Annotated in this window: 11 protein-coding genes; 4 read left to right on the forward strand and 7 right to left on the reverse strand. The window is 60.5% G+C overall.

Annotation, left to right across the window (positions count from 1 at the left end):
• Positions 1-146 precede the first annotated feature (146 nt).
• Positions 147-1,247, reverse strand: coding sequence for a sugar diacid recognition domain-containing protein (locus DK871_RS10900; RefSeq protein ID WP_161905030.1), 1,101 nt, complete (start codon positions 1,245-1,247; stop codon positions 147-149).
• Between the two features lie 157 nt (positions 1,248-1,404).
• Here DK871_RS10900 and DK871_RS10905 point away from each other — a divergent pair, with 157 nt between their 5' ends.
• The gene (locus DK871_RS10905; protein ID WP_069558598.1) at positions 1,405-2,715 is read left to right on the forward strand and encodes an MFS transporter; all 1,311 of its coding nucleotides are present in this window, start codon (positions 1,405-1,407) and stop codon (positions 2,713-2,715) included.
• 48 nt (positions 2,716-2,763) lie between these two features.
• Here the strand turns inward: DK871_RS10905 and DK871_RS10910 are convergent, their stop codons facing one another.
• Positions 2,764-3,468 (reverse strand): SDR family oxidoreductase, encoded by a 705-nt coding sequence (locus DK871_RS10910; protein ID WP_161905031.1) that lies wholly within the window; start codon positions 3,466-3,468, stop codon positions 2,764-2,766.
• A 101-nt stretch (positions 3,469-3,569) separates the two neighbouring features.
• On the opposite strand from DK871_RS10910, the gene DK871_RS10915 reads away from it, so the two are divergent.
• From DK871_RS10915 to rarD, 3 genes are all read left to right on the forward strand, one after another.
• Complete coding sequence (locus tag DK871_RS10915; protein ID WP_161905032.1) at positions 3,570-4,472, forward strand: LysR family transcriptional regulator; 903 nt, start codon at positions 3,570-3,572, stop codon at positions 4,470-4,472.
• Between the two features lie 81 nt (positions 4,473-4,553).
• Positions 4,554-5,564: an aldo/keto reductase gene (locus DK871_RS10920; RefSeq protein ID WP_161905033.1), complete on the forward strand. Its 1,011-nt coding sequence runs from the start codon at positions 4,554-4,556 to the stop codon at positions 5,562-5,564.
• A gap of 36 nt (positions 5,565-5,600) precedes the next feature.
• Positions 5,601-6,482: an EamA family transporter RarD gene (rarD, locus tag DK871_RS10925; RefSeq protein WP_161905034.1), complete on the forward strand. Its 882-nt coding sequence runs from the start codon at positions 5,601-5,603 to the stop codon at positions 6,480-6,482.
• 69 nt (positions 6,483-6,551) lie between these two features.
• On the opposite strand, the gene DK871_RS10930 is transcribed toward rarD, so the two are convergent.
• From DK871_RS10930 to DK871_RS10950, 5 genes are all read right to left on the reverse strand, one after another.
• Positions 6,552-7,763, reverse strand: a complete 1,212-nt coding sequence (locus DK871_RS10930; RefSeq protein ID WP_218581388.1) for a dermonecrotic toxin domain-containing protein — start codon at positions 7,761-7,763, stop codon at positions 6,552-6,554.
• Positions 7,764-7,930: 167 nt separating this feature from the next.
• The gene (gene hppD, locus DK871_RS10935) at positions 7,931-9,007 is read right to left on the reverse strand and encodes a 4-hydroxyphenylpyruvate dioxygenase (RefSeq protein WP_161905035.1); all 1,077 of its coding nucleotides are present in this window, start codon (positions 9,005-9,007) and stop codon (positions 7,931-7,933) included.
• Between the two features lie 327 nt (positions 9,008-9,334).
• Positions 9,335-10,066, reverse strand: a complete 732-nt coding sequence (locus DK871_RS10940; protein WP_161905036.1) for a molecular chaperone — start codon at positions 10,064-10,066, stop codon at positions 9,335-9,337.
• A gap of 8 nt (positions 10,067-10,074) precedes the next feature.
• Complete coding sequence (locus tag DK871_RS10945; protein ID WP_161905037.1) at positions 10,075-10,800, reverse strand: fimbrial protein; 726 nt, start codon at positions 10,798-10,800, stop codon at positions 10,075-10,077.
• 315 nt (positions 10,801-11,115) lie between these two features.
• A complete protein-coding gene (locus tag DK871_RS10950; RefSeq protein WP_161905038.1) occupies positions 11,116-13,737 on the reverse strand; it encodes a fimbria/pilus outer membrane usher protein in 2,622 nt (873 codons plus the stop codon).

The following is a 13,737-nucleotide window of genomic DNA, read 5'->3' on the forward strand; positions in this document are numbered from 1 at the left end:
GCCGATGCACAAGTGTGGGGCGGGTTTGTTGTTCATTCCGACAATGCCCGCTGTAGGAGCGAGCTTGCTCGCGAAAAACCGGAGCGCGCTGCGGTGAATCAGGTGCCCCGCGTTATCGTTAACGATCTTCGCGAGCAAGCTCGCTCCTACAGGGGGTGGGGCAGCAGTTGTACGCCCAGGTACAAGGCAAGCATTCCATCGAGGGTCAGCGGGTCTACGCCGCTGAGTTCAGCGATTCGCTCCATGCGATAACGCAGGCTGTTGCGGTGAATGCCCAAGGCGTCGGCACACGCCTGGCTTTGCCCGTCGTGTTCACACCAACTGCGCAACGTGGCGAGCAGTTGCCCGTTGCTGTCCTTGGCCAACACTTTGCGCAACGGGTTGAGCAGTTCGTCCAGGGCGTCGTCGTTGCGATGACGCCACAGCATCACTGGCAGGCGATAGCGGTTAAGGGTCAACAGGCGTGATTGCGGCAGGATATCGCGGCCATAGGCAAGCAGATCCCCTACCCGGCGGTAACAGCGGCGCAGCCCCGCCAAACCTTCCGCTTGCCCGCCGATGGCCACGCGCAGGATGTTCCAGCCCAGGCCGTCGAGCTTTTCCAGCAAGCGGGGATTATCGATCTGCACCGCGGCGGGTCGGCACCACAGCAAGGAAAACTGCGCAGAACTGACGCACCAACTGTCCGGGTAACGGCTGGCGAGCCAGGCGCTCAAAGCCTCCGCCGTTTGGCCGGGGCCCAGTTCAAACAGGTACGGCGTGCGCGCCAGTTGTGGCTTGAGCCCCAGTTGCTGGGCTTCGTCCACCAAGCGCGGGGAGTCGCCGCTGTCAGCCAAGAGCAGGGCCAGCAGATCATCGCAACGCTGGCGCCGCCATTGTTGCTCGGCTTGCTGGTGGCGTTGGCTGACCAGCATTTCAGCGGTCATGCGCACCAGTTCGGCATAGGTGCGCAGCCCATCCGGCTCACCGGTGATACCCAGCACGCCGATCAGGCGTTGATCATGCAGCAGCGGCAGGTTGATGCCCGGCTGTACGCCCTTGAGGTGCTTGGCGGTCTGCCCGTCGATTTCCACCACCCGCCCATTGGCCAATACCAGTTGCGCACCTTCATGGCGAGTATTGATACGCTCCGGCTCGCCGCTGCCCAGGATCAAGCCCTGGCTGTCCATGACATTGACGTTATGGGGCAGGATTGCCATGGTGCGATCGACAATCTCCTGCGCCAGGGCATGATCCAGCTCGAACATGGGGCTAATTTCCTGAAAAAGGTTGTACACCGGCACAGCGCAAAGGCGGCTTGACTGTGCGCCGGCACAAAGACAGTCGCCCATCACGTCACCGAGACTGTTGGGGCGGTCAACGTTACCCTCGCGCCGCGAAAAATCATAATAAAGAGAGAATCCCATGTCACAGAGCGCCACTGCCGCACTGGCCAGCGATGACGATAAAAACGCCATCTACAAGCGCGTTACCCTGCGCCTGATCCCCTTCATCTTTATCTGCTACCTGTTCAATTACCTCGACCGGGTAAACGTTGGCTTTGCCAAGTTGCAGATGCTCGATGCGTTGAAATTCAGTGAAACCGTGTACGGCCTGGGGGCAGGGATTTTCTTTATCGGCTACGTGCTGTGCGGCGTGCCGAGTAACCTGGCGCTGACCCGGTTCGGCCCACGGCGCTGGATCGCGTTGATGATGATCGTGTGGGGCACGCTTTCCACGTGTTTGCTGTTCGTGACCACACCCACGCATTTCTACACCTTGCGCCTGTTTACCGGTGCCGCTGAAGCCGGCTTCTTTCCAGGGGTGGTGTTGTACCTTTCGCAGTGGTTTCCGACCTTTCGCCGCGGGCGGATCATGGCGCTGTTCATGTCGGCGATCCCGGTTTCGGGTTTGCTCGGCAGCCCGTTTTCCGGCTGGATTCTCAATCACTTCGCTGCCGGCCAAGGTGGCCTGGCAGGCTGGCAGTGGATGTTCCTGCTGCAAGGTATCCCCACCGTAATCCTCGGCGCCCTCGCCTACTTCCTGCTCAGTGACAGCTTCGCCAATGCCAAATGGCTCAAGCCCCATGAGCGTGCGGTGCTGGAAGCCGACCAGGCCACTGACCTGGCGAACAAGCCGAAAACCACCAGCGACTCCCTGGCCGAAGTGTTCAAGAACCCGGCGATCTGGGCGTTCGGCCTGATCTACTTCTGCATCCAGAGTGGCGTGTATGCGATCAACTTCTGGCTGCCGTCGATCATCAAGAACATGGGCTTCAGCGACAACCTGGTGATTGGCTGGCTCAGCGCGATTCCGTATCTGTTGGCGGCGGTGTTCATGTTGCTGGTGGGCCGCTCTGCCGACTTGCGCAAGGAGCGCCGCTGGCATTTGGTGGTACCGATGTTGATGGGCGCCCTCGGCCTGGTCATTGCGGTGAACTTCGCCACCACGCCGGCCATTGCCATTCTCGGCCTGACCATCGCCACCATGGGCGCGCTGACCGGCCTGCCGATGTTCTGGCCGGTGCCCACCGCCATGCTCAGCGCGGGTGCGGCGGCGGGTGGCTTGGCGTTGATCAACTCCATGGGGCAGATGGCGGGCTTTCTCAGCCCGTATATCGTGGGTTTTGTGAAGGACGCCACCGGGTCCACGGATGTGGCGTTGTACCTGCTGGCGGCGGTGATTGTGGGTGGGAGTGTGCTGGCGTTGCGGATGACGCGCACGCTCAAGGCCTGACGCCCTCAAAGTGGGAGGGGGCTTCTCCCTCCCACTTTGGTCATGTATTTACAACAGCCCGCCACCGTCGATATCAATCACTGCCCCGGTCATAAAGCCATTTTCCATGGCCAGCACATACCCCGCCGCCACTTCTTCAGCCTGCCCCACCCGCCCAACCGGCAACCCTTGGCCCGCCTTGGCAAACATCGCCAAACGCTGCTCTTCGCCAAGCCCGGCATAGGCCGGTGTATCAATCACCCCAGGGCTGACCACATTCACACGACGCGGCGCCAGTTCCTTGGCCAATTGTTTGCCCAATGCCTCGGTCGCAGCGTTAATACCCGTCTTGATGAACTGCCCTGCCGCCAACTTGCGCCCCAGTTGGCCCGACGTCAGGGTGATGCTGCCCTGTTCATGCAAAAAGGGCAGCGCCTGTTGAATGGCACGTAGTGCGCCCCAGAGCTTCACATCGAAGTTGTCCTGGGCTTCATCCAGGTCGGTTTCAATCAAAGGCTTGGCTCGTACTGAAGGCCCCGAGGTGTAGACCAGGTGGTCAAGGCGCCCCACGGCTTCGAACAGTTGCTTTAACGAGGCGCTGTCGGTGACGTCCACCGGTTCGCTGCGCAGCCCATGGTCGGAACTTGACGCCAAGCGGCGCCCGGCCACGACCACCTTCGCACCGCGCGCCAAGGCTGCCTGGGCCACTGCCGCGCCGATACCGCTGCTGCCGCCAATAACGATGATGGTTTTACCGCTCAGAGAAGAGGTCATGAGAAAACTACCTGGGTCAGAAAGTGAGCGTTCATCTTCCCAGCTTGGTAATCGATGAAAAATCCGGGTAAAACGACAAGATCTTTAAAGGATTTTTATCAATGAGCTCGATTCTTGACCTTGAAGTGTTCGTGCGCAGCGCCGACACCGGCAGCCTGACGGCCGCCGCCCGTGGCCTGGGCCTCACGCCGGCGGCGGCGAGCATTGCCCTCAAGCGCCTTGAAAACCGCCTCGGCATCCGCCTGCTCGCCCGCTCCACCCGCAGCATGCGCCTGACCGAAGAAGGCCGGCGCTACCTGGACAGCGTGCGCGTGGCGCTTGAAGCGCTATCGGAAGGCGAACACGCCATCAAGCAACAAGGCCAGAGCCTCAGTGGTTTATTGCAGTTGGCCGCGCCCTCGGACTTTGGCCGCAATGTGCTGCTGGGCTGGCTGGATGAGTTCAAGGTGGAGCACCCCGCTATCCGTCTGCAACTATTGCTCAACGACAGCAATGCCGACTTGTTTCGCGACACCGTCGATATTGCCTTGCGCTTTGGCGTGCCGAGGGACTCCAGCCTGGTGGCCCTGCCGGTGGTACCCGATCACCATCGCATTGCCTGCGCCAGCCCCGACTACCTGGCGCGCCACGGCACCCCGCTTAAGCCCGCAGACTTGGCCCACCACAGCACGCTGCGCTATATGCGTCGGGGCCAGGCCAATAGCATCTGGTATTTCCGCCAGGGCGCGTTGCTCCAGGAAGTTGAAGTGAGCGGTGACTACCTCAGCGATGACGGCGAGATTGTCCGCCGCTGGGCGTTGGCGGGCCACGGAATTGCCTATAAAGCCAACCTGGATGTGGCGCGCGATATCCAGGCTGGACGATTGGTGCCCCTGCTACCCGACTGGCAAGGTGAACCCACGCCGTTCAACCTGATGTGCCCTCACCGCCTGCAAGTGTCAGAACGCGTGAAAGTGCTGCACCGATTTTTACAGGCCCGCTGCCTGACTTTGCTACGCACATGAAGAAATGCGCTCAGGGCTTGTTCCAGAGCGCTCGGGTCTGCTATTGCATCACTTACATTTGCCAGCCATGAGGAGCTTTGCATGATTTACCGCACATTGGGCCAGTCCGGGTTGAAGGTCAGCGCACTCACCCTCGGCACCATGATGTTTGGCGAACAGACCAGCACCGAAGATTCGCTGCGCATCATCGACAAGGCCTGGGACCAGGGCATCAATTTCATCGACACAGCGGACGTATATACCGGCGGGCGCTCCGAGGAACTCGTCGGCGAGGCGATCGCGCGCAATCGCCAGGATTGGGTGGTGGCCTCCAAGGTCGGCTTCGGCCCTGCCGATGGAGTGCCCAACCGCAGTGGTTTGAACCGCAAGCGTCTGTTCAACGCACTGGAGGCCAGCCTTGTACGCATGGACACGGATTACCTGGACATCTACTACTTGCACCGCGAAGACCACGACACGCCGTTGGAGGTGACCGTGTCCGCCATCGGTGACCTGATCCGCCAGGGCAAGGTCCGCTATTGGGGCCTTTCCAATTACCGGGGTTGGCGCATCGCTGAAGTGATTCGCGTGGCTGAGCGCCTGGGCGTCGATAAACCCATCATCAGCCAGCCGTTGTATAACATCGTCAACCGTCAGGCCGAGGTCGAGCAGATCACCGCCGCAGCGGCTTATGGGCTGGGTGTGGTGCCTTATAGCCCGCTGGCCCGAGGGGTACTCAGCGGCAAGTACGCTCCAAATGTCACGCCCGAGCCCGGCAGCCGTGCCGCGCGCCAGGACAAGCGCATTCTGGAAACCGAGTGGCGGGTTGAATCACTGCGCATTGCCCAGCAGATCCAGCAATACACCCAAGGGCGTGGCGTGGGGATCGTCGAGTTTGCCATCGCCTGGGTGCTGAACAATGCGGCGGTGAGTTCGGCGATTGTCGGGCCACGGACCGAGGCGCAGTGGGACGCCTACACCGGGGCGCTGGCGGTGAAGATCAGCGCTGAAGACGAGGCGTTCATTGATTCGCTGGTCACGCCGGGGCATTCGTCTTCGCCAGGCTTCAATGATGTCGGGCATTTTGTATCCGGTCGGTTGGCGCGCCTGTAGACTACCCGCGCAATCATTGGCTTTCGCGAGGACAGCGTGTCTAAAGGTGTTGTGTCATCGGTCTTGGCCTCGGTGTTGTTTGCCGTGATGTATTACTTCACATCCCTGCTTACACCGCTGAGTGGCCTGGAGATTTTCGGCTGGCGCATGTTGCTCACCGTGCCCTGCATGACGGTGTTCATGCTCGTCAGCGGCGAGTGGCGCAGGGTGTTGGAGCTGCTGCGCATGCTGGCGGCCAAGCCACGGCTGATTGGCGGTGTGCTGGTGTCGTCAGCCCTGCTCGGCGTGCAGTTGTGGCTGTTCATGTGGGCGCCGCTCAACGGCCGCAGCCTGGACGTGTCGGTGGGGTATTTCCTGCTGCCGTTGACCATGGTGCTCACCGGGCGCCTGGTCTACGGCGAGCGCCTCTCACGGCTGCAACAGATCGCCGTGGTGTTTGCCGTGCTGGGTGTGTTGAACGAGTTGTGGCAGACCGGTGGTTTTTCCTGGGCAACGCTGGTGGTGATCATCGGCTACCCGGTGTACTTCGTGGTGCGTAAATACCTGACCACCGATCATCTGGGCGGTCTGTGGCTGGACATGGCATTGATGCTGCCGGTGGCCTGGTGGTTTGTCCAAAGTGGCGAACAAGGCTTTGCCGTACTTGATGGGCATCCAAAGCTCTATGCACTGATTCCCATGCTAGGCGTTATCAGCGCCTCGGCGCTGGTGAGCTATATCATTGCAAGTCGCTTGCTGGCGTTCAGCCTGTTCGGGCTGCTGAGCTACGTGGAGCCGGTGCTGTTGCTGGCGGTGGCTTTGCTATTGGGTGAAGGCATCCAGGGTGGGCAATGGCTGACCTATATCCCGATCTGGCTGGCGGTGATGGTGCTGGTGTATGAAGGATTCAAGCATTTGGTGCGTCAGCGCCGAGCTTGAAGGGGAAGCTGGAATAGAATGCGAGGCGCGGGGGCATCCATACCCCTCTGTATGACGACGTAGATCGAGTCAGGTCCTTACTTGCGTGGTCGGTTCCTCGTACGTGCCGACCTGCCCCTCGATGACATCGGCCACGTTGTTGAACCCATCCCTCCATGCGCCATAGTAGGGAATAGTGCTTTGGACTTGGCTGCCGACACTTTCCAGGGTGGCATCCATCTGTTCCTTATCAACCCCAAACAACTTGCCGATCCGATTGTCATGGTTCAATTCAAGCAGTGTTCCTTTCACGGGATTCTTCAGTATTTCTTCGATGGAGTTGGCAACGTCGCCAGACACGCCTAGCTCTTTGAGTGCCATCCCAATACCGTGCAACGGGTTTCTGAGTTGCTTCACGAACTCATCCAGGAGCGCGCGCTTATCATTGGCGCTCACATTGTCCAATGAAACGCTGACCACTTTTTTGGTGTATTCGTTAAGCGTCATCGGCTCCAGCGGTTTATTGTCGTTCAAACCGTTTTGGGCGAAAAACCATTCTTTCCCATTGTTTCCATGCATGTTTCCATACGCGTCGTATTTATAAAGTATCTTTTTTCCGTCTTCTTGATACCCGATATAGGTCGCTGCTCCATCGGTCTCTTGTTTGTACAGCTGCGTTCGCGTCAGCCCGCTGACCTGAACGGGAGGAACCGAAGCGTCTTTGTTCAAACGCTCGAAAATGTCACCTTTCTCATAGCCAAAACTGCCCACCACTGCATTGATGTCGCCCTCAGCGAACTCGCCGAACTTCTTGTTAACCCGTTCCTCCTGCTTCGGCGCTTTATCACTGGAAAAATGCTGGGTAAACCGCTTTCGCTCGGTCGGGTCATTGGCTACTTCCTTGAGCCAGGCCGTCATCTCCTCTGCATTCTTGAACTCATGAAACGATGTCACTTCATCTTCCGGCATATACAGGACGAGATTAGGCCCCTCTTCTGTAGGCGGCACCCGCTTGATCACCATCATGTCGTTGGACTGAACGCCGTCGACGGCAAATGTCGAGACCTGCACCCCTGGACTTCCCGGTTTGTCAGGTGACACCGCTGCCTTCGTCAGTTGATACCCTTCGGCGCTGAGTGCGCCGCCCAGGTACTCGGTTTCACCGTCATCGAGAAACTTTTTACGCGCCTGATCGACCGGGTCTGCATGGCCGGTGGAACGAACATTGCGCACAAGCCCTGCCTGCTCTGTTGATACAGATGGGCCGATCGGGCGTTGAAGGGTAGGAGAATTCACATGCATAAGAGAGCCTCTTCATATTGGACACGCAGGCTTTTGTCTGCGCCCTACCCTTTGAGTGATATTTCAAGAAACATCTGTTCCCAACAAGCCGCAGGTCATTTGCAACTCGATGCATCAGGCACAAAAAAGCCCGGTAAAAACCGGGCTTTTTCGTTTCAGCCAGTCAATCAATCAGCGGTCAATACACCACGACGCACCTGGTCGCGCTCGATCGACTCGAACAGCGCCTTGAAGTTGCCCTCGCCAAACCCATCGTCGCCTTTGCGCTGGATGAATTCGAAGAACACCGGGCCCATCAGGGTTTCCGAGAATATCTGCAGCAGCAGGCGCTTGTCACCGGCAACCGACGAGCCATCCAGCAGGATGCCACGCGATTGCAACTGGTCCACCGGCTCACCGTGGTTCGGCAGGCGGCCTTCAAGCATTTCGTAGTAAGTGTCGGGCGGCGCGGTCATGAAGCGCATGCCGATCTTCTTCAGCGCGTCCCAGGTCTTGACCAGGTCGTCGGTGAGGAACGCCACGTGCTGGATGCCCTCGCCGTTGAACTGCATCAGGAACTCTTCGATCTGCCCGGCGCCCTTGGACGATTCTTCGTTCAACGGGATACGGATCTTGCCGTCCGGCGCGCTCATGGCCTTGGAGGTCAGGCCGGTGTACTCGCCTTTGATGTCGAAATAACGCGCCTCACGGAAGTTGAACAGTTTCTCGTAGAAGTTGGCCCAATAAATCATGCGCCCGCGATAGACGTTGTGGGTCAGGTGGTCGATGACCTTCAGGCCTGCGCCTACCGGGTTGCGATCAACGCCTTCGAGGTACACGAAGTCGATGCCGTAGATCGAGTTGCCTTCGCCGAAACGGTCGATCAGGTACAACGGCGAACCGCCAATGCCTTTGATTGCCGGCAGGTTCAATTCCATCGGGCCGGTGTCGATATGGATCGGCTGGGCCCCCAGCTCCAGGGCACGCTTGTAGGCCTGTTGCGAGTCCTTGACGCGGAACGCCATGCCGCACACCGACGGGCCGTGCTCGGCCGCGAAGTAGGAAGCGAGGCTGTCGGGTTCGTTGTTGAGGATCAGGTTGATCTCGCCCTGACGATACAGGTGCACGTTCTTGGAACGGTGGGTCGCCACTTTGGTGAAGCCCATGATCTCGAAGATCGGCTCCAGGGTGCCTGGGGTGGGCGAGGCGAATTCGATGAATTCAAAGCCCATCAGGCCCATTGGGTTTGCGAGTTGGTCGGTCATGTTCGGTGCCTCATCATTCTTGTAGGTAGCAATTGATTAGTTGCGAGCAAGGATGAGGCTGGAGGGTGGCGCACAAGAGAGGCCCCGCACGCTGCGGGCGAGGAAGTCACCAAAGATGAGGGGGGAGCCAAGTAGCTTCATGGTGTCATCAGTCTCTGACGGCCGAGGCTTGCGTGAGCGCAAGTCCATATTCTTGTATGCGTAAACTGATTCTACACAGCGTAACCAGGTTTGTCCGTAGTCTTATCAAATCCCTATTGCCCTGCCCGGCGCAAGGGGTTTGTTGCACAGGTAGATACCCAGCAGGAGATTGCGCCGCCCACTTAGTTACCGGCCTATGCGCTGCGTCCTCTCATGCGTCGCGCCATAGTCATCCAATGTGGTGAAGCGCAGCGTCGGCGTACCTCGCCACGGTACAACCCAACCCGGCATGATCAACTCGGCCGTTGAGCGCGGTGCCAGCATCGGTGGGTTTTCATGGCGGTATTCGACGCCCTCAAGGTTGAGCGCCACGCTGGACAAGGTCACATGAAAGGCACTCGGGTTGCGCACCCGCAGCACCGGGCGGTCGTCTGCCAGTTGCCATTGCAGCGCCGCCACGGCATCTTCCGCCCTGCCTGGCAACGCATTAGGGCGCAGGAACAGTTTGATGCGCGTGCGAAACGCCAGTTGCAGGTGATGGCTTGCGGCGTCAGTAGGCCGGATGCCCAGCACATTCAGCCAATACACCGTTTCCTGGGGATCGGCCATGGTGTGTCTCGGCACCGGGTGATAAATCACCCGCAATGCGTGGCCCTTGCCGGGGTTCATTCGCAGAATCGGTGGTGTGACAGTAAAGGGTACGTCACTCAGTTCCGGCGCTGTCTGGGGGTCGCCTTCATCGATCCACACCTGCACCAGCCTCGGGCTGTCCGCCTCGTTGCGCAGGTTGAGGGTCACTCCCCGTACAGCGGCTGGGTAAATAAGCCGGGTGCGATCAATGATGATTTCCGCCTGAACCATCGCGATATGAGCCGCCATTACCAGGCCGAACGCGCATTTCAATAAGACTTGGGGCATCACGTCGATTACCGATAGGCCATGGTGAAGGTCGCCAGCCCATTGGCCGTACCGGGTCGGACGGTGGCGCCGGTTTGTATATAGCGCGCCGTCAACGGAATCTGGAAGGTGCCGTTGCCAGTGCTGCCCGCCAACCATTGATTTGGCGTGCCGATGGTGGCAGCGTCGGGGCCGTAGCTGATCAGGCGGTTGCCAGACAGCAGTTGCAGCGCCACGCCCTTGGCAGTGGAGTTGGCGGTCAATGTCAGTTGGTCGCTGCGATTGGCCGGTTGGGTCTGGTCGGTCAAGGTCAACAGCACATCGCTCTCAGCGCCCCCGCCACCGGCGCATTGCAAGGTAATGGTGCGGGTGGCATTGCCGGCCACGCTGCCAATGCCCTTGAACGCCCTGCTCTCGACCGCCCCCAGCGGGATTGCCACGGAGGGCGTGGAGACCGTGCAGGTAGGTTTGCTCGGCGGGCCGACTTCTACACTGGCGAAGTTGAACGCGTGGTGCGTGTCGCTGGTGTACAGGTACAAGCCTGCGAAGGTCTGCGGCGTGATGGTGCCGCCCTGGATCGGGCCAGTTACCACGAAGAACAAGCGTCCGCGCAAGCCCCACGTAGGCAAACCGGGATGGATCGGTCCGCGCAGCACCGTGACTCCGGTGGTTACGGTTTGCATCGGCCCCACGTCACGGTCCTGCGCCATAAACGCAAACCCGACGCCTTGCACGCCGGTCAGATGAACCGGCATGACGACCCCTGAGTGGAAGAAGTTACGTCCCGTCCAGGGAATCTCCCGAGCAATCCGCGTGGACGACCAATAGCGAACAATAAGGTTGGGCGGATAGGTGCACCTCAACCCGTGCGCTACCTCGACGGGGTAGCCATCCGGGTTTCCCAGGGCCTGGCCGACCACAGGGTTGGCGGGCACCGTAATGCGCGGCACCGACAGCACTGTCGGCGGCGCGGGCGTACACGTCGCTTTGGCATGGGCTTGGGGGGGCGCTAACGAGGGCGACGCAGATCATCATGACAAGCCCTGCCAGACGTTGCGTATAGATGCTGATCATCGGCCGGTGACCTCATCGTTGGCGGTGTTGGCGTGGCACCGGCTGACCAGCTGGTCGGCATTTTCCTGGCGGTGCCCCGGTGGCCGCGGTGGCAGACGGTATGGGATATAGCAGCGGTCACTTGCCGCCTCGGTCCAACGCACGGTCAGCGTGCCCTGGTCGGCCACGCCGCGCACAAACGCCTTGCCCGCTTGCCCAATTACCCCGACTTCCCTGCCCTGCTCGTCGAACACCTGAGCGGCAAAAGGCAGCGGCTGACCGTTGCGATGGGTCGCCTTGATCACCACCGCACGGCCACTGACGGTCTCGAACTTGACCAGCGACACTGCGCCCCCTGTCGGTACCACCGAGTGATTCGACTCCTTGAGTTCCACATCCATGGGCATGCCTTCGGGGTCGATATCCACGTCATTGGGATGGTAGGCCCGCAAGCTCGGCAACACGCCATAGCCGTGTGAGTCGATGCGTACACCCCCACCGATCTGCGCGCCCTGGGCAGCCGGTGCATACACCAGTGCCGACGCTTCACCGAGGCTTTGCGAGAGGGTCACGCCACCGCCATGGGCAATCAGCCCGCCGTCTGCGCTCATGGACACTTGTGCGTTGTTGCCACTCTGGCCGTAACCGGCGCGCAGGTTGGCCGTGCTGCTGCGATACCCGGCGTAGGCATTGAAGCTGGAACCGGCCTGGCTCCCCGTGCCCTGGCTGCCGGCCAGGCCGTAGTGCCCCTCTGACGCCTCGCCGAGCAAGCCATTGATGCCCACTTGCTGTTGACTGCCCTTTGACTCACCGGTGTCGCGCGACAACGCGCTGCTCAGGGTCGGCGCCGATGTGCCCTGGCCCAGCGGCATCGACAGGGTCAGCGCCAGACGATTATCGACGCGACCGGGTTGCAACGCGCGGCCGAAAAAAATCGCGTCACTGTGGTCACGATCGCTGGGTGGGTCGGCGTCGCTGACCCTTGAGCGCTGCGCCGAAATGTTCCAGTTGAGCTGCTTCCAGCGTGATCCATAGCTGAGGGTGAAGGAAGTCTGGCGACCTTGCCGGCTCGCCCAGTAGTCAACCGAACTGCCGTACAGGCTCAAGGTGCCTTGCCCCAATTGCTGGCTGATCGTCAGGTCGAGACGGCTTTTCTGCCGGGCATAGCCCTCGATGTTCCCCTGCTGACGCGCCAGTTCCTGCACATTCAAAGCATCCGGCAGGCTCAGGTAGCCGGCCGTGGAGAAGCGGTAGGCGCCCAGCGCAAAATGGGTTCCGGAAAACGGCAGGTTCTTGTTGTAGGCCAGGCCCCAACTGTGTCCGCCAACCACCCCGTTGCCCTCAACGCGGGTGCGCGAGTGCGTGGTGTCCAGGGCAAACGCGCCGATAGGCGTACTCATCGCCAGCCCGGCCTTGCCCTGCAAGTATCCCTGGGAAACCGCGCTGCCGCCGTACAGGCTCAGGCCATCGGTAAGGCCATGCTGCAAGGTGCCCTGAAACACCATGGGGCGGGTCTTGCTGACCCCGCGTTGCTGCACTTGGCCCAACGTGGTGCTGTAGTGAGTGGCGCCCTGGCGCAATAACTGTGGGGCCACGGAATACGGCACGACAAAGGTGGTGCGGCGCCCGTCCACCTCGGTGACGCTGACATTGAGGTCGCCACCGTAGCCCGTGGGATATAGGTCGTCGATGACAAAGGGCCCTGGGGCAACCTGGGTTTCGTAGATCGTGTAGCCGTTCTGGCGCACCGTTACCGTGGCGTTGCTGTCGGCGATGCCGCGTATCTGCGGTGCATAGCCTTGTTGCGACGGCGCCAGCATGCGGTCATCGGTCGACAGGGTGATGCCCCGCACCCGCACGCCGTCGAGGACCTGGCCGTTACTGAAGCTGTCGCCAAGGGTCAGTTGCGAACGCCAGGCCAACAAGGGCCGTTGCAGGTACGTGGCGGTGTGTTGATAAGGCAACAGACCGCCACGGGAAGTCCAGGCCTGGCTGCCTTGGTGGCGCAGGCGCCAGTCGCCGAGGTTGACGCCGCCGTTGAGGCCCAGGTAACCCCGACCTTCCCCCGTCCCCGAAGTCACCGCTGCGGCGCTGAAGGTGTAATTGAGCAGGGCAACGTCGAGTCCCTTGTCCCAGCGGGCCGGGTCAACGTAACCGCGCGCGGCACGGCTGAGGTAAGCCTGCGGGATATTGACGTCGAGCGTCAGGGTCTCAATGTCGATCTGGCTGCTGGCCAGGGGGATCCATTGAGTAAAATCACGGCACTGCGTGTCGGCGCTGCGTTCGTCAGGTGGCAGCACGACTCCGAGTTGGGCAAGTTCCAGCGCACTCACGCAAGGCTGGACATCGTCCTGCCCCTTCCGGGAGACAAAGCTGATTTCACGGCGCCCCACGAATTGCCCATTGAGCATCACATCCACACGGTAGACGCCCGGCGCCAATGCATTGCCCGTATTGAAACGCGAAATATCCACCGCCGTGGACAAGCCGGTGGTAAACGCCTCGATATCAAACAATAGCGGCGCGGCTTCGGCCGGCAGGCATAAGGTCGTGAACACACCCAGCGACACCATCAGCCGCGAATTGCACAACAGCCAGGCAAACACGGGATGCCCCGTAAATGGCAGGTAAACAGACAT

Source organism: Pseudomonas sp. L13 (assembly GCF_009935965.1).
Classification (GTDB): domain Bacteria; phylum Pseudomonadota; class Gammaproteobacteria; order Pseudomonadales; family Pseudomonadaceae; genus Aquipseudomonas; species Aquipseudomonas lactis.